At 35.3% G+C, this 19283-nt stretch carries 21 protein-coding genes and 1 other annotated feature; of the genes, 19 read left to right on the top strand and 2 right to left on the bottom strand.

The genetic code is table 11. The features are described 5' to 3' along the window. Positions 1–296: 296 nt before the first annotated feature. Entirely contained in the window at positions 297–1160 is an 864-nt protein-coding gene (locus ACPYKA_RS03505; RefSeq protein ID WP_479541020.1) for an ATP-grasp domain-containing protein, read from the bottom strand. Then, the gene (locus ACPYKA_RS03500) at positions 1157–2044 is read right to left on the bottom strand and encodes an ATP-grasp domain-containing protein (RefSeq protein WP_479541019.1); all 888 of its coding nucleotides are present in this window, start codon (positions 2042–2044) and stop codon (positions 1157–1159) included. Before ACPYKA_RS03500 ends, ACPYKA_RS03505 begins: the two co-directional genes overlap by 4 nt. Before the next feature lie 246 nt (positions 2045–2290). On the opposite strand from ACPYKA_RS03500, the gene ACPYKA_RS03495 reads away from it, so the two are divergent. From ACPYKA_RS03495 to ruvA, 19 genes are all read left to right on the top strand, one after another. Beyond that, positions 2291–3565, top strand: coding sequence for a bifunctional folylpolyglutamate synthase/dihydrofolate synthase (locus ACPYKA_RS03495; RefSeq protein WP_479541018.1), 1275 nt, complete (start codon positions 2291–2293; stop codon positions 3563–3565). Between the two features lie 188 nt (positions 3566–3753). Further along, entirely contained in the window at positions 3754–4557 is an 804-nt protein-coding gene (locus tag ACPYKA_RS03490) for an SPOR domain-containing protein (RefSeq protein ID WP_479541017.1), read from the top strand. Between the two features lie 194 nt (positions 4558–4751). Continuing rightward, complete coding sequence (gene radC, locus ACPYKA_RS03485; protein ID WP_479541024.1) at positions 4752–5420, top strand: RadC family protein; 669 nt, start codon at positions 4752–4754, stop codon at positions 5418–5420. A gap of 298 nt (positions 5421–5718) precedes the next feature. Next, entirely contained in the window at positions 5719–6753 is a 1035-nt protein-coding gene (locus tag ACPYKA_RS03480; RefSeq protein ID WP_479541023.1) for a rod shape-determining protein, read from the top strand. 12 nt (positions 6754–6765) lie between these two features. Then, on the top strand, positions 6766–7644 hold the full coding sequence (mreC, locus tag ACPYKA_RS03475) for a rod shape-determining protein MreC (RefSeq protein WP_479541016.1): 879 nt from the start codon (positions 6766–6768) through the stop codon (positions 7642–7644). Then, complete coding sequence (gene mreD / locus ACPYKA_RS03470) at positions 7644–8171, top strand: rod shape-determining protein MreD (protein ID WP_479541022.1); 528 nt, start codon at positions 7644–7646, stop codon at positions 8169–8171. The genes mreC and mreD overlap by 1 nt, the downstream gene beginning before the upstream one ends. Positions 8172–8399: 228 nt before the next feature. Then, a complete protein-coding gene (gene minC / locus ACPYKA_RS03465; protein WP_479541015.1) occupies positions 8400–9095 on the top strand; it encodes a septum site-determining protein MinC in 696 nt (231 codons plus the stop codon). Beyond that, a complete protein-coding gene (minD, locus tag ACPYKA_RS03460) occupies positions 9088–9885 on the top strand; it encodes a septum site-determining protein MinD (RefSeq protein WP_479541014.1) in 798 nt (265 codons plus the stop codon). The genes minC and minD overlap by 8 nt, the downstream gene beginning before the upstream one ends. 560 nt (positions 9886–10445) lie before the next feature. Next, on the top strand, positions 10446–11216 hold the full coding sequence (locus ACPYKA_RS03455; protein WP_479541013.1) for a peptidoglycan DD-metalloendopeptidase family protein: 771 nt from the start codon (positions 10446–10448) through the stop codon (positions 11214–11216). Further along, positions 11203–12054: a site-2 protease family protein gene (locus ACPYKA_RS03450; RefSeq protein WP_479541012.1), complete on the top strand. Its 852-nt coding sequence runs from the start codon at positions 11203–11205 to the stop codon at positions 12052–12054. The genes ACPYKA_RS03455 and ACPYKA_RS03450 overlap by 14 nt, the downstream gene beginning before the upstream one ends. 75 nt (positions 12055–12129) lie before the next feature. Then, positions 12130–12204 (top strand) — a sequence feature (ribosomal protein L21 leader region). 13 nt (positions 12205–12217) lie between these two features. Further along, a complete protein-coding gene (gene rplU, locus ACPYKA_RS03445; RefSeq protein WP_479541011.1) occupies positions 12218–12526 on the top strand; it encodes a 50S ribosomal protein L21 in 309 nt (102 codons plus the stop codon). Positions 12527–12537: 11 nt separating this feature from the next. Then, complete coding sequence (locus tag ACPYKA_RS03440; RefSeq protein WP_479541010.1) at positions 12538–12864, top strand: ribosomal-processing cysteine protease Prp; 327 nt, start codon at positions 12538–12540, stop codon at positions 12862–12864. 17 nt (positions 12865–12881) lie between these two features. Further along, positions 12882–13172: a 50S ribosomal protein L27 gene (rpmA, locus tag ACPYKA_RS03435; protein ID WP_479541009.1), complete on the top strand. Its 291-nt coding sequence runs from the start codon at positions 12882–12884 to the stop codon at positions 13170–13172. Positions 13173–13544: 372 nt separating this feature from the next. Continuing rightward, the gene (gene obgE / locus ACPYKA_RS03430) at positions 13545–14816 is read left to right on the top strand and encodes a GTPase ObgE (protein WP_479541008.1); all 1272 of its coding nucleotides are present in this window, start codon (positions 13545–13547) and stop codon (positions 14814–14816) included. Between the two features lie 114 nt (positions 14817–14930). Next, on the top strand, positions 14931–15788 hold the full coding sequence (pheA, locus tag ACPYKA_RS03425) for a prephenate dehydratase (RefSeq protein WP_479541007.1): 858 nt from the start codon (positions 14931–14933) through the stop codon (positions 15786–15788). A 130-nt stretch (positions 15789–15918) separates the two neighbouring features. Further along, entirely contained in the window at positions 15919–16632 is a 714-nt protein-coding gene (gene safA / locus ACPYKA_RS03420; protein WP_479541006.1) for a SafA/ExsA family spore coat assembly protein, read from the top strand. Positions 16633–16793: 161 nt separating this feature from the next. After that, positions 16794–17534 carry an NAD(+) synthase gene (gene nadE, locus ACPYKA_RS03415; RefSeq protein WP_479541005.1) on the top strand — a complete coding sequence of 247 codons (741 nt, stop codon included), beginning with the start codon at positions 16794–16796 and terminating at the stop codon, positions 17532–17534. Positions 17535–17624: 90 nt separating this feature from the next. Beyond that, on the top strand, positions 17625–18356 hold the full coding sequence (locus ACPYKA_RS03410) for a YebC/PmpR family DNA-binding transcriptional regulator (protein WP_479541004.1): 732 nt from the start codon (positions 17625–17627) through the stop codon (positions 18354–18356). 18 nt (positions 18357–18374) lie between these two features. Continuing rightward, on the top strand, positions 18375–18971 hold the full coding sequence (gene ruvA, locus ACPYKA_RS03405) for a Holliday junction branch migration protein RuvA (protein WP_479541003.1): 597 nt from the start codon (positions 18375–18377) through the stop codon (positions 18969–18971). The last annotated feature ends 312 nt before the right edge of the window (positions 18972–19283 follow it).

Raw genomic sequence — 19283 nt, 5'->3', positions numbered from 1 at the left:
AATTAGCTTACAACAGGCGATACGTACCAATGGTGCGTAAACTGCTTGATGTCTGCTGTATTTAAGTCATTAGAAGCCCCTTCAAATTGCGTCAGCAATTAGTGGGGGAGGTTCACGTAAGTGTTCGTACTGATAAAGAGACCTACTTATTTTATTGCGGTGATGACAAATGTTCAAAAATGGAAAACGGCGGATGGACCTATCTATCTATCAAGACGAAGATCCGCGACTCCCATTTAAATGATAAATGAAATTATTTTGCCCCTTATCGCTTACGGAACAGGGGCAAAAATCCCTTATAACTCTGCCTCTAATAATGTACTTTTAATATACGTCACATATTTTTCAAGTAAATTCACATTGCTCACTTCACTTAAAATTCTCGAACCTACTACATCTTCAATCTCATTAAACAATAATTCACCGTCTTTACCAATTAAAAAATCAATACCGACTAAGCTAAAATCGAAATGATCAATTATTTTTTGAATCATTTTTCGGTCAGCAGCAGAAAGCGTAAAAGGTTCGGCATCTCCGCCAAGTTTAAAATTTGCCCTGAAATCATTTTTGTTCACACGTAATACGGCGCCAATGATTTCTTTTCCAATAACAAAGACACGCACATCTTTTCCAAGTTCAACATTTGCAGATTGAATAATGATGTCATTTGTTGATAAAGTAGAAAAAGCCATTTTCCATTCTTCGTGATTTTTTATTAAATGAACTTGTTTTCCACTTCGCCCACTAGCTTCTTTTATAACAAGTGGATACGTGATTGGCGGATTTTCAGGTAACGTTTTTTTGCACGTAAAATATGTCGGTACCATCGGAATGTGTAATTTATTTACTTCCATATGTGTAAGCATTTTATGATTGCAGATTGTAGAAACCATACCGGAATTAAAGGTATGAATATGACAAGCTTCCAAAAAGACTTGTAAAACAGGTTCGATTGTCCGAATGACAGCAAAGTCGGGTAAAGTAACAGTATTTTGATCGATGAACAATTGATGTTTACCATCTACAATACCAGTAGTTAGCGACTCCCTGTAAACAAGCTCTAACTGAATCGATTGTTGCTTCGCTTCGTCAATAAACCATTCAATATATGACATATTTTCATTAGCGGATTGCTTATCATAAATAAGCCAACCTTTCATGATGTCACTTCCTTTTCAATATAGGAAATTATAGCATGAGCTGCATTTATTCCTGTGCAATCAAGTAAGTTTCTAATATGAGCATTAGAATTTACTTCGCAAATGATCGGGTTGTTATTTTCTCCAAATAAAAGATCAATGCCCGCAAAGTCTGCACCAATTGCTTGTGCAGCTTTAATAGCAATTTCCTTTTCAGTGTCATTAGGTACATAGGCTTCCATTTTTCCACCTGAGGTAATATTTGCCTTAAAATCATTATGGGAAGTCCGTTTCATCGCCGCAATCACTTCGTTTCCAACAACTTGAAGGCGTATGTCTTTTCCATAACTCGTTTTGACAAACTCCTGAAACATAAAAGGGCGATCAGATATTTCGTTTACTTTTTTTCGCATCTCTTCTTTATCATTAACAAGATAGACCTGTTCTCCAAACGATCCAAATGTTTCTTTTATAATTAGTGGGAAAGATAAAGTATCTAAAATCCGTTTGAAAAAAGCATCCTCAAAAAACACCTCAAGCCCGAACGTTTTTGGTGCAATAATCGTCCGTGGAATTGGCAATTTCGCATTAGCAAGTAATTGATATGTCCGAATTTTATCGTCTGAAACTGCAATTGTTTCAGATGAATTGAACACAGGGATACCAAGGTACTCTAATTGCTTTGCTAAGTAAATGTCTTTATCCGTAAATAAACAATAGTCGGGCAATATATCTTGGTCTAAAATTTTTAAATTTTTATCCAATAAACTTGGTAATTCATTGTTTGTATATAAAATTGCTTCGTGTCCGCGTGAAATTGCGGCTTCTTGGAGCATTTGTGCAAAATCGCGGAATTTGTCTCCAGGCAAAAATCCATTATAAATAATCCAACATGTTAGTTTCAATGATGTTTATCCTTTCTCGGCAGACAAGGAAGTAAGTATACTTTCTTGACTCGTATAAGTGGCAACTAAGGCAATTCACCTATAAGTGTTAATAAGTGCACATAAATGTAACAAAAACTTTGTCCGTCGTAAAATCTTGTCAATCGGCGAATGCCAAGTTACAAAAAATTGTTGCATATTTAATGTATTGATATAATCAATTTTAGTTAAAAAACGTTATTTTACAAGAAAAAGTGGTGTGAAAATATGTTTCATTTATTTATTGAAGTAGAGTCATTTCTAAACAAGAGAAAGAATTTAGGCATTAAGCCGGGGCTTGAACGAGTGAATTATTTACTTGAAAAATTAAATCATCCTGAAAAAGGATTACGTATCATCCATGTTGCAGGTACAAATGGGAAAGGATCAACCATTCAATTGATGAATGATGCATTAATTGCCTGTGGATATCAAGTGGGTATTTTCACTTCACCAAGTTTTACAGGGATTTGTGGTCATGTTTTAATAAATAATCTTGAGATAAATAGACAAGATGTCGTTAATTTACTCAACGAAATGATGCCAATAATTCTCGAGTTAGATAATAACAAGATGCATCCAACTGAATTTGAGATCATTACTGTCATGGCATTTTTATATTTTAAAGATCGCACCGATTTTGTGTTAGTGGAGACAGGAATGGGGGGGAGATTTGATACTACAAATTGTGTGCTCCCTATCATTTCTATTATTACCAATGTTGAAAAAGATCATATGCAATTTTTGGGGGAATCACTTGAAGAAATTTCTACACATAAAGCTGGGATCATTAAACAAAATTGTCCTGTCATTATTGGGGCAGTGGGTAAAATTGCCGAAAATATTATTCGACGTGAAGCGAAAAAGAAACATGCTAAAGTCTATCAACTATTTACAGATTTTACGTTTGTTACAAACGGGAAACTAAATTCATGGCAGTATTTCGATCGGAAATTCGAATTTGAATTAAGTTTAAAAGGAGAGCATCAAGTTCACAATGCTACTCTTGTAATAATGGCACTTGAATTACTCCAACAAAAAGGTTTTGCAATTGGTTGGAACGAAGTCGCTAATCGTCTTGTTAGCACCACTTTACCAGGACGATTTGAACAGGTTTGGCATCGTCCAACAATTATTTTAGATAGTGCCCATAACGTTGCTGGGGCAAATAAATTTATTCAAACAGTATTGGAAGAATTCCCAAACAGTGAAAAACATTTATTGTTTGCTGGCTTTAAGGACAAGCAATTAAATGAAATGTTAAAAATCATTTCTGGACCATTTGCACAACTTAATCTGACAACTTTTAATCATGAACGTGCAGCATCTATTAAGGAAATAAATGCTTTGGATATTGATAAGACGACAAAAATTATTTCAAGCTGGGAAAATTATTTGGAAGAAATTTTGCTTGAGGAGAATGAACAAATCGTTTATTTCATAACTGGATCACTCCATTTCATTACTTTGGTACGGAACTGGATTATGAATAAAAAAAACTGATATTATGTTAGTTTTTGTAATGTTGAATCCGACAAAAGAATACGAACTTTTTATAGTAACTATGATAGACTTTTTTTAGTAGATAGGAAAATTAAAACTATCTTTGGTGCAATGAAGGAACTCGCCATTACATTTGGCGAATGCCAGGCTTCCTACTATTTTAGTAAACTATAAAAAGGTGAGTGAGTATGCATAAAAATAGAAAGTTTCCAAACCGTTTTTCCAATCAACCAAAAGTGAAAAAAGTTAATAAAATAAAAGGGTCAACGCATACCGTTTCACGAAGTTTAACAATTACCCCACAAATGAAAAAAATATTTTTTGCAATTGGCTCGTCATTAATAATCGGAATTATGTTAGGTTTTATTACATTAAAAATGGTTAAACAGGAAGATCCAGAAAATAAGAGTATTTTACATTCTTCTGCACAAGAAACAACGGAAGAAAATAATGATGGAAATACCAGTATGGCGACATTTGATTCAATGAATACTTATGTCGTTCAAGGTGGTGTGTTTAGTGAGAAAGAAAATGCAGACAAATCGGCACAATCTTTCCATGCACTTGACTTTTCGGCGGTTAGTTGGGAACGGGGATCAGATTATTATTTACTAGCGGGAATATATGCCTCAGAAGAGACCGCGAAACTTTCAGCAGATGAAATGGCTAAAGAAAACCTGGATGTATATGTGAAAGAATGGGAAATAGAAGGTGGACAAATAAATGTAAACGAAGCCGATAAAGATTGGTTAGCAACATTTTTAGAACTTTGGAAATCATCGTTAGAGTCTCTTGAAAATAATAATGGGCTTTCTATTGAGAAATGGGAGCAATTACTAAATAACACGAATGGACTGTCCTCGAAAACATTGAATTTTATAGAGGAGATACAAGGTTATAAAGAACAACTTGATCAACAACCAAATGACCGAAAAGAAAGGGATTTTCTTTTAAAAACAATTCAACAATATGAAAGTCTTTCAGAAAAATAAATGTTTAGTAAAATTGTTTTTTCCTTCTGTTACACGTCTTGAAAAATCAATTTTAATATAGGGGAAAATGCTGTTTTACCTATATCATTAAGCGTTAAAATACAATTTTACTGATTAGCTTCTTTTGTAGGAACGTCTTATTATTGAGGAAAGAAGATAAGGAGGAAAAATTATTGAGTAGTATTACTTTAAAAATGAGAGACGTTCCTAAAGAGGAAAGGCCTCGTGAAAGGCTGATTAAATATGGTGAGAGTCATCTCTCTAATCAAGAAATTCTAGCTATTTTATTAGGAAGCGGAACGAGAAAGGAATCGGTAATGGACTTATCTAACCGTGTTCTCATGCATTTTGAAGGTCTAAAACTTCTAAGTGAAGCAACGATTGAAGAATTAACAGCAATTAAAGGAATTGGCAATGCTAAAGGAATTGTGATCTTAGCTGCTCTAGAGCTAGGTAGAAGGATTCAACAATATAAACCGGAAGAAAGTTATTTTATTAGGTCTCCTGAGGATGGTGCTGATTATGTGATGGAAGAAATGCGAAATTTGAATCAGGAGCATCTAGTTGTTTTATTTTTAAATACAAAGAATCAAATTATGCACCGGCAAACCATTTTCATCGGTTCTCTCAATGCATCGATTGTTCATCCACGAGAAATTTTTCGAGAAGCGGTAAAACGCTCAGCTGCTTCAATTATTTGCGCTCATAACCACCCATCTGGTGATGCATCCCCTTCTCAGGAAGATATCCACGTAACACGTCGTTTAGTAGAGGCTGGGAAAATAATGGGTATTGAATTACTTGATCACTTAGTAATTGGAAATAATTCCTTTACTTCTTTAAAGGAAAAAGGCTATTTATAGGTATTTGTACTCTTGATATTCGATTCGCTTGTGAAATAAGTCGGAAGCAGAATGTTACATGAATTTTACAGGGCTATTAAATTTTTAGAATCAGTAGAAATCCTATCATTTTGTCGTTTTTTTAAGTATAATAAATAAGAGTGATAAAAGGAAAAGCGCGCATTTCCATTTATGCTATGGAGGTGGCGCTTTATAAATTTACTAAAGATAAACTGTATTTTTCACATAAATACTGTTTTTAAAGTAAAGATATATACACTGAAGTACATGGAAAAAAGAAAGGAAGATTTTTTTGGCAATGTTTCGACTTTCACAAGATTTAGGAATTGATTTAGGTACAGCGAACACATTAGTTTTCTTAAAAGGCAAAGGTGTCGTGGTAAGCGAACCTTCCGTTGTAGCAATTAATAATGAAACAGGAGATATAACAGCAGTAGGTAATGATGCAAGGAATATGATTGGAAGGACACCTGGAAATATTACTGTCGTTCGTCCTATGAAAGATGGAGTCATTGCAGACTATGATACAACTGCAACAATGATGAGGTATTATATCCAAAAAGCAAGACATAAACGATCAGGATTCGGTGCAAAGCCAAATATAGTTGTATGTGTACCATCCGGAATTACCAAAGTGGAAGAAAGAGCTGTGATTGATGCGACTAAATTAGCAGGTGCTAAGGAAGCTTTTCCGATTGCAGAACCTTTTGCAGCGGCTATAGGAGCAGATTTACCGGTATGGGAACCAACAGGAAGTATGATCGTTGATATAGGCGGCGGAACAACAGAGGTTGCTGTTATTTCGCTTGGTGGTATAGTCACTAGCAAGTCTATTAGGGTTGCTGGTAATAATATGGATGAAGCGATTACGAATTATATACGGCAAACGTATAACTTAATGATCGGTGAAAGAACAGCAGAAGCAATTAAAATGGACATCGGTTCAGCGATTGAACCAGAAGAAGAAGAAGCAATGGAAATTCGTGGTAGAAATTTATTGACAGGTTTACCAGAAACGATTTCTATTTCTGGAAAAGAGATTACGGTAGCTTTGAGCGAAAATATTGAAAAAATAGTTCATGCAGTGAAAAGTACGCTTGAAAAGACCCCACCAGAATTGTCAGCTGACGTAATGAATCGCGGTATTGTACTTACTGGGGGAGGCGCTCTTCTGGCGGGTATTGATAAAGTAATCAGTGAAGAGACGGATATTCCAGTATTTATTACAGAAACTCCTTTGGAAAGTGTAGCTATTGGAACAGGAAAGTCATTGGATTATATTCAACATTTTCGCGATCACCCAAATGTTGCCACACGCCCAACAATTGAATAAGTAGGTGTTCACATGTCTTTTTTTCGTAGAAAGTCTTTATTTGTTTTATTAATTGGAATCATTTGTCTCGTTGTTCTTGTTGGTTATTCTTTATCAAACAGAGACCAATTGTCAATGCCGGAAAAATTTATAATGGATACGGTAGGACTGGCGCAAAACATCATCCACCAGCCGGTTACGATTGTAGTAAATTCCTTTTCAAATCTAAAAGAAATTAAAAATACGTACAATGAAAATAGAATATTACGAGAGAAACTAGCTGAATATAAAACATTAGTTTATGAAGTACAAGAAATCGAAAAAGAAAATGAGGAATTACGTCAAGCACTTGAAATTGAGGAGTCACCTCGAGATTTTGAACCGATTATCGCAAATGTTATATCTCGCTCTCCTGAACGTTGGTTAGAACAATTAACGATTAACCGTGGTTCGAATGATGGAATTAAAAAAAATATGGCCGTCATGACGGTGGACGGAATGATCGGAAAGGTAACATCGATATCCACTTCCACAGCGGTAGTACAGTTGATAACTGGTTTCGATCAATTAAATCGTATTTCTGCAACTGTTTCTAGAGAAAATAGTGACAATATTTTTGGGTTAATTGAGGGATATGATAAAGAAAAAGAAGCACTTATTTTTCGAATTATTGAAGATTCGGATGAAAATTTAAAAGAAGATGAGTTAGTTGTTTCTTCAAATATGGGAGGCCTATTCCCTTCAGGTTTACCAATCGGTACGATAAAAGAAGTGACTCCCGATCAATATGGATTAACGAAAACAGCTTATGTAACGCCAACAGCTAATATGTATGAAATTAATCACGTGATTGTCGTAGATAGATCATTGACCGTTGATGATGAGTCATCTGAAAAAGAGGAAGAACAGTGATGAAGCGACTAGTATTTCCGCTCATATTATTTATTTTGTTAGTTAGTGAAGGAGTTGCTATTGACTTACTTCCATCTAGTTTAACTTCAAGTGACACGTTGATCGTACCGCATTGGGTATTGATATTTCTTGTTTTAATAAATCTATTTTATGATAAGAGCGATACTTATTTTTCAATTGTATATGGCGTTTTCTTCGGATTACTTGTGGATGTCGTATATACTGGTATTTTAGGAGCATATATGTTTGTATATCCTTTTTCTATATATATTGTACATCTTTTGAAAAGATTTCTACAAACAGGGTTATCAATGACTGTTGTGATCGCTGCAATTTGTTTAATCGTCGCTGAATTTTTATTGTTCTTCATCTATTCAATCGTTAATTTAATTGATATTACATTTATACCATTCTTATTGCACCGATTATTACCAACTGTGTTGGCGAATATATTATTTTTAATTCCAGCTTATTTATTGTCTGTGAAACATTTAGAAAGATGGAGTAATGAGCAACTAGGAAAGTAGAAATCCCTAGTTCGCTATCTTCATTTTTCAAGTTTATTAAAAAGAAAGGATTGCTTCTTTCTTAGCAGATAAGAAAGTATAAAACTTTCCTACTGCTCACTGGCTAAAAGCTCGGGCGTCCTGTGCGTCGTAAGTGCAACTAAGGCTTTTGCTAAGGCTTGGCGATAAGCCAAATTTTCTAATATTTAAGTTGTGAATGTCGTTAATCTCTTAATGAGGTGAGCTAAATTGAAGCAAAAAGAGCTACAATTAATTACAATAAAAGGAACGAAAGAAGGTTTGATTTTTTATATTGAAGATGATTGTTCCTTTCAAGATATTGTAGAAGAACTAGAAGAAAAATTAGTCACAACATCTGAACAGGACAAATACGAAGAACAAAGTTTATCTGTTATTATTAAACTAGGTCATCGTTATCTTTCCAATGAGCAAAAAAATCAATTGGAAGAGTTAGTTGAAAAAAACAATCGCTTTTATGTAGAACGCTATGAGTCAGAAGTCATTGATAAAGAACAGGCTGAGGCTTGGCTTGCGCAAAGTGAAATTAAAACAATAAGTAGAATTATTCGTTCTGGACAAGTCTTAGAAGTTGAGGGAGATCTCTTATTAATTGGTGACGTGAACCCTGGTGGACTAGTAAGAGCGACAGGTAATATTTTTATAATGGGGAATTTGCACGGAGTTGCGCATGCTGGAATTAATGGGGATGAAAACACTGTGATCGCCGCATCGTTCATGAATCCAACACAACTTCGAATTTCTAAGTACATAAGTCGTGCTCCTGATTATGAATCAGAAGGAGTATACATGGAATGTGGCTATTTGGATAAAGAGAATGAAAAAATTGTAATTGATAGACTTCAAGTTTTACCATATGTACGTAAAGAATTACGTGGATTAGAGAGGAGAATTCATAATGGGTGAGGCAATCGTTGTTACATCTGGAAAAGGTGGTGTAGGAAAAACGACTACAACTGCAAATCTTGGAACAGCACTCGCTTTAATGGATAAAAAAGTGTGTCTGATAGATACAGATATAGGTTTACGTAATTTAGATGTCATTATGGGTCTTGAAAATAGAATCATCTATGATATTGTTGATGTTGTTGAAGGTCGTTGTAAACTTTCTCAAGCACTCATTTCAGATAAGAGATTCCCTAGTTTATCTTTACTTCCGGCGGCACAAACAAGTGACAAATCAGCGGTCACGCGCGAAGGAATGATAGAAATCATTTCCGAATTGAAACATGACTATGATTATATATTAATTGATTGTCCGGCTGGTATTGAACAAGGTTTTCAGAACGCAATAGCTGGTGCAGACGAGGCAATTGTCGTCACAACACCTGAAAAATCGAGCGTGAGGGATGCTGACCGAATTATTGGTTTAATTGAACAAGTAGAAATGGAGCGACCTCGTCTTATTGTAAATCGAATTCGTAATCATATGATGAAAGATGGCGATATGCTACATATTGATGATATTGTTCAAATTCTTTCCATTGATTTATTAGGTATAGTAATAGATAGTGATGATGTAATTAAGGCCTCAAACAACGGGGAACCAGTAGCGCTTCATCCGAATAATAAGGCGTCTATTGCTTATAGAAATATTGCAAGAAGAATATTAGGTGAAACTGTTCCGTTACAATCCCTAGACGATAGTACAGGAATGTTTCAACGTATGAAAAAGTTTTTTGGAATCCGTTCATAATTTAATATACTGTGAAATTAAGGGAATCGTTGGAAATGGTACAACCTTTTAAGGAAACCAATTCAACGGTTTTTTATTTGCAGATGGGAAAGCATAAAACTTTCTTGACTCGCTCACTGGCTAAAAGCTCGGGCGTCCTGGAACTGGGACTGCGCTTACTCGTCCCATCGAAGGGCATTTGCTCTTTCGCTCGTCCCACCGTAAAGATTTGTATCAGGCGTAAGTCACTAGCACGTCAATCACTCGTAAGTGCAACTCATACTCTCGCCAAGGCTTGCACTTACTTAGCATAAGTGCACCATCACCTAGTCACCGCCAGTTACTGCTCTAAGGAAGGCCGACTAAGAACAGGCTCTCTGCCTAACCGTAGGCATACCCCTAGTGATAAGGGTATGTTTTCTTTAACGATAAGCTATAGTTTTCTAATGTTCTATGGTGGCAGCATCCGTTAACTTATAACATGTATATTATTTGATTCTATCTATCACTGTTTTCTAAGCATAACTTGTCCTTTTAATTCATATCTTTGAAGTAAATGACTTTGTAAAGGATTGAAAAATATGGATAGAGGAGTTCAAAAAGTTCGGCAATCAATTAAACAACGAAAAAGAGAACGAGATAGAACTAAGTTAAATAATCGAAAAACATTACCTTTTTCTGCAACAGATGAAGAAAAACATGGCTTTTTTGATGTACCAGCTTATGATATTAGCTCAAGTATTGAAAAGACTGAGCGGAAAATATTTTCTTTTCATTTGTTAAAAGCTCTAGGATCTGTAGCGTTATTCTTCTTTGTCGCATTTTTAATGCAAACAAATCTGCCCGTATTAAAGCCGGCGAAAGATTGGACATATGAAGTGCTCCATGAAGAATTTCCATTTGCTAAGGTGAATGAATGGTATGTATCTAAATTTGGTTCCCCTTTATCCTTTACACCACAAGGGACAGTTGAAGTTGCCCAAGAAGAGGAGGCGATGGCACTGCCGGTACTTGGGCATGTTGTAGAAACATTTTCCGCAAATGGAACGGGAATAATGATTTCTCCAGAAGAAAAAACAGCAGTATCTACAATAAGTAGGGGTGTTGTCATTTTTGCAGGTAATGATCGAAACACACAGAAAACTGTAATTGTTCAACATGCTGATGGTAGTAAGACAACTTACGGTTATCTTAGTTCTATTGATGTACATATATATCAAACGGTAAATGCGAACCAAACAATCGGAACATTTCAGCCAACTAAAGATAATGAAATGGTATATTTTTCAATCGAGAAGGATAAAGAATTCATTGACCCGTCTCAGGTGATTAAAGTTGATGACATTCCTTAAATTCTTCAGACTTATCCACATACATCCGATATTAATTATTTTCATTATCGTTTCACTGATAACAGGTACATTCGTACAATTATTTATTATGCTATCAATCGTATTCATTCACGAATTGGGTCATTATGCTGCCGCGTCTTATTATAAATGGCGAATCTATTCCATTGTTTTATGGGTGTTTGGTGGGGTAATGAAAACGGATGAATCCAATAATAGGAAAATTAAGGAAGATATTATAGTGACTGTTGCCGGGCCACTCCAACATATTATTATTTTTTTGCTTATTATATGTTTGGATATCTTAAACATTTTACCGCCTTCAATTATTAGTTTGGCGCACTATTTTAATATCATTATTTTTTTGTTTAATTTATTACCAATCTATCCGTTAGACGGTGGAAAACTTATGTTTTACATATTATCTAATTACCTTCCTTTTCGAAAAGCACACCATTTTACAGTTGTTTTTTCCATAGTCGTTTGCTGTTTAATTATTTTTTTACAAATAGTTATTTTACCATTTACTCTAAGCGCATTTTTATTAATCGCATTTTTACTTTTCGAAAATAGGAAAGAATGGGTAAATAAATATTATATATTTATTCGCTTTCTATTCAACCGTTTAAATCACCCGTCTAATGAAATGGAAATGGAAGTAATTCATGTACCAGAACAATTTCGGTTGATAGATGCCTTTTCTTTATTCAAACGTAATAAAACCCATAAAATTCAGTTAAAAGGGAGTAAAAAATCTATTAACGAGAATTACAGCTTGTATTTATATTTTAAAGAAAAAAAACTGACGGAAACAGTTGGGAACATTCTTCGTAATCAGTAGTATTTCATGAAAAAAATAAAAAGTTGACAAGGAATGTCTTTATATGCTATTATTTCAATGTTAATCAATTGTAGCACCACGCTACAACCGCACAGATCAGGTTGATAAACTCATATTTGAGTACCTGTATGGCGAGTCTATAGTATTTGGAGGTGCAAGTGGAATGTACGCTATTATCGAAACTGGTGGTAAGCAAATAAAAGTAACAGAAGGCCAAGAAATTTACATTGAAAAAGTAGATGCTGAGGCTGAAGAAACAGTAACTTTTGACAAAGTTTTATTCATTGGCGGCGAGGATGTTAAAGTTGGTGCTCCTTTTGTAGAAGGCGCATCTGTACAAGCTAAAGTTGAAAAACAAGGACGTCAAAAGAAAATCACTGTTTTCAAATATAAGCCAAAGAAAAACTATAGCCGTAAACAAGGTCATCGTCAGCCTTTTACAAAACTTATCGTTGAAAAAATTAACTTTTAAGGATTATTGTAATGATTAAAGTGGAAGTTTTTCGTAAGGATAAAGTGATACATGCCTTTCGAATAAGTGGTCATGCTAATAGTGGACCGTATGGCTACGACTTGGTATGTGCTGGTGTTTCAGCAGTTTCATTTGGCGCAGTGAATGCAGTAATCGAACTATGTAAGGTGGATTTAATTATTGAGCAAGCCGGGGACGGCGGATATCTTAATATTGAAATTCCGTCATCATTAACTGATGAACAAGCCAAAGAAACCCAACTTATTTTTGAAGCGATGCTTGTTTCATTACAAACAATCGAACGTGACTATAGAAAATTTATCCAGATTAAAGACTAGAAGGAGGTGCCTTCAACATGCTAAGATTAGATTTACAGTTTTTTGCACAGAAAAAAGGTGCTGGTAGTACACGAAACGGTCGTGATTCTCATGCGAAACGTCTAGGTGCTAAACGTGCGGACGGTCAATTTGTAACTGGTGGCTCAATTCTTTATCGCCAACGCGGAACAAAAATTTATCCTGGTGATAACGTAGGTCGAGGAAAAGATGACACTCTTTATGCCAAAGTTGACGGTGTTGTTAAATTTGAAGCTTACGGACGTGATCGTAAAAAAGTAAGTGTTTATCCAGAAGCTATTGAGGCGTAAATCGTAAACTCCAATCATTTTATGGTTGGGGTTTTTTACTTTAAGTAATAGTTTATGTGCCCATTAGATCGCGAATTCCTGCCGAACGGTCACAAAGAGGAACTTTATGTGCCCGATAGATTGCGAATTCCAACCGAACGGTCACAAATTAAGCAGGTATACTCCCCGAGTTTATGGGTTTTTGACAAAAATATAAGTCCTTTTGGTAGAATAAACAATGTGGAGATTCAAAATATCTTTGGAACAAATAATGACACAAGTTAACAATGTATCGGAATTGTTTATTTGATAAAGACTAAATATTGCAGAAAAAAAGGCACACAATTGTTTATTTGATGAAGAATAAATATTATAGAAAAAGAGGTGACATAATTGTTTATCGATCAGGTTAATGTTTATGTTAAAGCGGGCGATGGAGGAAATGGAATTGCCGCATTTAGACGTGAAAAATACGTTCCCAAAGGGGGTCCTGCTGGTGGAGATGGCGGGAACGGCGGGGATGTTATTTTTCAGGTCGATGAGGGGTTAAATACGTTAATAGATTTTAGATACAATAGACATTTTAAAGCAGACCGTGGTGAAAACGGTATGAGCAAAAGTAAACACGGTAAAAATGCGGAACCATTAATTGTGCCTGTACCACCTGGCACGACCGTTTATGATGAAGATACGGGTAGAATGCTTGCAGATTTAACTATACATGGCCAGCAAGCGATTATTGCTAAAGGTGGTGTCGGAGGAAGAGGGAATTTACGGTTTGCAACTTCTAGAAATCCTGCGCCAAATATGGCGGAAAATGGCGAACCAGGTGAAGAGAAGAATATTCGAGTAGAGCTTAAAGTAATAGCTGATGTAGGACTAGTAGGATTCCCAAGTGTCGGAAAATCTACATTACTATCCGTAGTTAGTGCTGCTAGACCTAAAATTGCCGATTATCATTTTACAACACTTTCGCCAAACTTAGGGGTCGTTGATACGGAGGATGGACGCAGTTTTGTGATGGCTGATTTGCCTGGTTTAATTGAAGGTGCACATGAAGGAGTTGGCTTAGGACACCAGTTTTTACGTCATATTGAAAGAACTAGGTTAATTGTACATGTCATCGATATGGCAAGTACTGAAGGGAGAGACCCTTTTGCTGATTACGTAAAAATTAATAAAGAATTATCCCAATATGATAAAAAACTAAATGAAAAAAAACAAATTGTTGTTGCGAATAAAATGGACATGCCAGGCTCTGAAGAAAATCTAGAAGAGTTTAAAAATAAAATGGATCAAGAAATTTTAGTGTATCCAATTTCTGCACTAACAAAAGACGGTTTAAAGCAATTATTGTATGGTATTGCCGATATGTTGGATCAAATTCCTAAGTCTATGGATCCGATTGACGAACAAATCATTATTAAACCTGAAGTACAAGAGGAATCATTCACTATTTCTCGTGATGATGATGGAGCATATGTTTTATCAGGAAGTAAAATTGAACGAATATTTAAGATGACTAATTTTAGTTCTGATGAAGGTACACAACGATTTGCAAGACAGTTAAGACAAATGGGAGTTGATGAAGCGCTTCGGAAACGTGGGGCAAAAGATGGGGATACGGTAAGGTTATTAGATTTTGAATTTGAATTTATTGAATAAGGCAAATGATTAGCCACGGATCCTTTAGTTTGTTAAAGTAATATAATATGTTGACTTTTTATATGTGAAATAATACACGAGCAAAGCTGTTGTGGGGAATAAGGAGGAAGTTGATTGTCAGACAAAATAGGTTACCTTGGACCAAGAGGTACTTTCACAAAATTAGCGGTTGATGCGGCTTTTAATGGAGATGAAAAAATAGCATTTAAAACTATACCTGAATGTATTGATGCAGTAAATGACGGAAAAGTGAAAATTGGTGTCGTACCAATTGAAAATGCAATTGAAGGTACAGTACATTTATCTATAGACTATCTTGTACATCAGGTAAGATTACCAATTATTGCAGAAATCGTTGTACCAATACAACAAAACTTGTTAGTTCATTCACATTTTAATGGTACTTTATCTGATATTAAAGAAGTTCATTCACATCGGCATGCCATTGCACAATGCCAACAATATTTACATAAGAATTTACCAAATGCAACGATATATTATACAAATTCAACGGGTAGTGCAGCTGAAATGGTAAGTGCGAATGGAAATCCGATTGCAGCGATAGGAAATACGCTCGCAGCAAAAGAATATAATTTAACTATTTTTGAAGAAAATATTCATGATTATCCAAATAATCATACTCGTTTTATCGTGCTTGCAAAAGATAAAAAGCATGTAAAAATTAATCGTCCAAAAGCATTGGAAAGAACTAGCTTACTTATCACACTTCCTGAAGATCGTGCTGGAGTACTACATCAAGTATTGTCTGCATTTGCTTGGCGTAAAATGAACTTGTCCAAAATAGAGTCCCGACCAATGAAAACAGGTTTGGGGAATTACTTTTTTATCATTGATGTGGATGAACCTTATGACGATGCATTATTTCCGGGAGTTCAAGGTGAGTTGGAAGCTTTGGGTTGTAACGTGAACGTACTTGGAACATATCCAGTCTATCAATTTGGTTCTAAATAAATATATTAAAAAACGTCTTCAAAATAGAAGAAGGCGTTTTTTTCGTATTGTTCAACATGGACAACTCCTTTGCATATGTTGTTAAAGAGATATATGCCCAGCTAAAGAAAGTCTGAAAGGAGTTTAAAAATTGAGAATCCACATTGTTCAAAAAGGTGATATTTTATTTGATATTGCTGAGAAGTACGGAGTGAGTCTTGATGATATTATTAGTATGAATCCGCAATTATCGAGTCCAGATATGATCATGCCAGGTATGAAAATAAAAATTCCAACAGAATCAAAACAGATAAGACAAAGAGAATCAAACGTTGGTGGAACGGGAACTGGAATGGATAAAGCGAAAAAAAGAGCTGTAAAGGAAGAGAGGGTGGAACGTGCAAAAGAAGAGCGAGTTGAAAAGGAAGATGTAAAAACGCCTAAGGCTCGAACAGCTGAAAGACCTATGGGTGAATCAATTAGTGATGATGTAACCGAGCCAAAAACGATTCGAGCCGAAGTACCACGGGATTATCAACCTCTTTATCCTGTTAAACCGAATATGAATCCTCCTCCTATGCCAAAATATACGGAGAAAAAAGAAGTGAAAAGTGAAGACAAAAAAATGGTCCGGCCACAGTATAAACCAGTGGAAACAAAACAAGAACGAATGGAAGTTCAACCGCAGATTCAGTATCGACCGATGAGTAGTCCTCAACCAATGCATTCAGCAATGAGACCAATGATGCATCATTGTTGCTGTTGCTGTTGTTGTTGTAGACAATCAATGTATAGAGCAAGCTCACCAATGTTTCAACAACCTGTAAGAGGTACTTATGCTTATGACACCCGTAATATGTGTTAAAAGAAGATCCTAATGCCGATAAGATTTATTTCAGAACAATAGAAAAAGTGTATAATGTAAAGTATAAGGCGATTTATTAATGGAATCGCCTTTTTCAACTTATTTTTATTTGCTTGAAAACTTTATGATAAAATATACTAAAATAACAAAGGATGGTAACGATGGAAACGAAAGTTGTAGCCATTACGGATTGGCTAAAAGAGCAAGTGGAAAAAGCAAATGTGAAAGGCCTCCTCGTTGGTGTTAGTGGTGGATTAGATTCAGCAGTAGTTGCAAATTTAATTAAACATGCATGTCCAGAAAATTCACTTGGCATAATCATGCCATTAAAAAGTAATCCGACAGACATAGAAGATGCACAAAAGGTTGTGGACAAGTGTAAAATCGATAATATGACAATCGATTTAACAAAAACACATGACGTGTTATATAACGAAATCCAATATCATATCAAAAAACAAAATGCTTGGCATGAAGAAAAGGATCAAATTTCTGATGCAAACTTAAGAGCAAGACTGCGAATGAGTACATTATATACCATTGCAACAAATCATAATTATTTAGTAGTAGGAACGGATAATGCTGCTGAGTGGTATACAGGATATTTTACTAAATATGGTGACGGCGGAGTCGATTTACTGCCGATTGTTGATCTTACTAAAAAAGAAGTACGTGAAATGGCGGAATATTTGGGAGTACCAGATGAAGTCATAAATAAAAAGCCTAGTGCAGATCTTTGGGTTGGACAAACTGATGAAGAAGAAATGGGAATAACATATGATAAAATTGATGCTTATATTAAAGGAATGGCAATCCCCGAAAAAGATAAACAAATTATTGAGCAACTACACGTTAAAACGGAACATAAAAGAAATATTCCGACACAATTACGGTTAAAATAAAAATAGAACATGCTCACTTCTTTATGAATATCAACTAGTTTGCTATACTATATAAGAATTTGGATTAGAAAAGAAAGTGGGGAATGAATGATGGCAGGTCATTCTAAATGGCATAATATACAACGTCGAAAAGGTGCTCAAGATGCAAAAAGAGGAAAAATCTTCATGCGTCATGCAAAATTTATTTATACAGCAGCAAAACAAGGTGGCGGAGATCCAGATATGAATCCGACACTTCGGACTGCGATTGAAAAAGCAAAAGCGGATAATATGCCGAATGATAATATTGAACGAGCTATTAAAAAGGCTACCGGTACTCTTGACGGAGCAAGTTTCGAGGAAATGACATATGAAGGATATGGTCCAGGTGGTGTTGCTGTCATCGTTCACGTATTAACAGACAATCGCAATCGCACAGCATCAGAAGTACGCCATGCTTTTACAAAACATGGTGGGAACCTTGGGGAAACAGGCTGTGTTTCTTTCATGTTCGACAGAAAAGGTTATATTGTGATTGTAGATAAAGAAGGTACAATTGACGAGGACGAACTTACGCTTGAAGCAATTGATGGTGGGGCTGAAGATATCGAAGTAAATGAGCAAGTTTATGAGATCTATACAGCACCTGAAAATTTTGAAGAAGTGCGTAATCATATAGAAAATAAAGGATATGATATTGAAGAGGCGGAGATAACGCTCATTCCGCAAAATTATAGTGAACTTGAAGAAGAGCAACAAGAAAAAGTAATGCAGTTAGTGGATATGCTAGAAGAAAGTGAAGATGTACAAGATGTCCATCATAATTTAAAGATGGAAGAGTAGATACTAAAGGGGAATACAATGATAGCATATATTAAAGGGCAAGTTACTTTTATTCAAGAAGAGTCGATAATTATCGATGTAGAGGGAATTGGTTATGAAGTTTTTTGTCCAAATCCTTTTGTCTTTCAATCTTTTTTGCAAAAAGAACTATTCATTCACACGTATTTTCATGTGAGAGAAGATGTGCAATGTTTGTATGGTTTTAAAGATAAAGAAGAAAAAGAACTATTTACAAAATTAATATCAGTTTCTGGAATTGGTCCTAAAAGTGCTATTGCAATACTAGGTAGTGTGCACGTTCCCGATTTTGTTGCTGCTGTTGAAACTGAAGATGAAAAGTATTTAACACAATTTCCGGGTGTCGGTAAAAAAACAGCCAGACAAATTATTTTGGATTTAAAAGGAAAGTTAACAAGTACGATTTCTCTTGATGTTACCTCGACTAAGCAGGTAGGTACAGAAACAGTTGACCTGTCAGAAGCAAAAGAAGCATTAAAAGCATTAGGTTATACTGATAGAGAAGTTACCCAAATAATTCCTGAACTACAAAAAGCTGGCCTTACAGAGACAGATGATATTATAAGATATGCATTGTCATTATTAGTAAAAAATTAATTATTTAAGACTATTTTTGTAAGCCTTATTTTATGTTTTGCATTATAGTTGAAGGAAACTGTGCAGTAAAGAAAATTTGTAAACCCAGTTGGTAAACCGTTGATTTCCGCTGCTAGTTGTAAAGTAAAATGCCGCTACGGAAATACATTCCGCTTTCCGCGGGCGGCTGATGAGCCCCTTCGTGCTACGCACTTGTGTCTCACCTAGGCCTATCCTCCCGCAGGAGTCTCCATGTATTTCCTCCGCTGGGATAGATTTGTTGGACAAAAGGAAATTCTATAATTTGTTAATTCAAAATAGCGTAGGCAGAAT

It is taken from the genome of Pseudogracilibacillus amylolyticus (SeqCode) (genome assembly GCF_051918545.1).
Taxonomy (GTDB): domain Bacteria; phylum Bacillota; class Bacilli; order Bacillales; family Amphibacillaceae; genus Pseudogracilibacillus.
This window is presented reverse-complemented; position numbering and strand designations above follow the sequence as displayed.

Coding starts and splice junctions, on each gene's coding strand:
- ACPYKA_RS03505 (WP_479541020.1), bottom strand. CDS start 1,160: ATGAAAGGTTGGCTTATTTATGATAAGCAATCCGCTAATGAAAATATG.
- ACPYKA_RS03495 (WP_479541018.1), top strand. CDS start 2,291: ATGTTTCATTTATTTATTGAAGTAGAGTCATTTCTAAACAAGAGAAAG.
- ACPYKA_RS03490 (WP_479541017.1), top strand. CDS start 3,754: ATGCATAAAAATAGAAAGTTTCCAAACCGTTTTTCCAATCAACCAAAA.
- radC (WP_479541024.1), top strand. CDS start 4,752: ATGAGAGACGTTCCTAAAGAGGAAAGGCCTCGTGAAAGGCTGATTAAA.
- ACPYKA_RS03480 (WP_479541023.1), top strand. CDS start 5,719: ATGTTTCGACTTTCACAAGATTTAGGAATTGATTTAGGTACAGCGAAC.
- mreC (WP_479541016.1), top strand. CDS start 6,766: ATGTCTTTTTTTCGTAGAAAGTCTTTATTTGTTTTATTAATTGGAATC.
- mreD (WP_479541022.1), top strand. CDS start 7,644: ATGAAGCGACTAGTATTTCCGCTCATATTATTTATTTTGTTAGTTAGT.
- minD (WP_479541014.1), top strand. CDS start 9,088: ATGGGTGAGGCAATCGTTGTTACATCTGGAAAAGGTGGTGTAGGAAAA.
- ACPYKA_RS03455 (WP_479541013.1), top strand. CDS start 10,446: ATGGATAGAGGAGTTCAAAAAGTTCGGCAATCAATTAAACAACGAAAA.
- ACPYKA_RS03450 (WP_479541012.1), top strand. CDS start 11,203: ATGACATTCCTTAAATTCTTCAGACTTATCCACATACATCCGATATTA.
- rplU (WP_479541011.1), top strand. CDS start 12,218: ATGTACGCTATTATCGAAACTGGTGGTAAGCAAATAAAAGTAACAGAA.
- ACPYKA_RS03440 (WP_479541010.1), top strand. CDS start 12,538: ATGATTAAAGTGGAAGTTTTTCGTAAGGATAAAGTGATACATGCCTTT.
- rpmA (WP_479541009.1), top strand. CDS start 12,882: ATGCTAAGATTAGATTTACAGTTTTTTGCACAGAAAAAAGGTGCTGGT.
- nadE (WP_479541005.1), top strand. CDS start 16,794: ATGGAAACGAAAGTTGTAGCCATTACGGATTGGCTAAAAGAGCAAGTG.
- ACPYKA_RS03410 (WP_479541004.1), top strand. CDS start 17,625: ATGGCAGGTCATTCTAAATGGCATAATATACAACGTCGAAAAGGTGCT.
- ruvA (WP_479541003.1), top strand. CDS start 18,375: ATGATAGCATATATTAAAGGGCAAGTTACTTTTATTCAAGAAGAGTCG.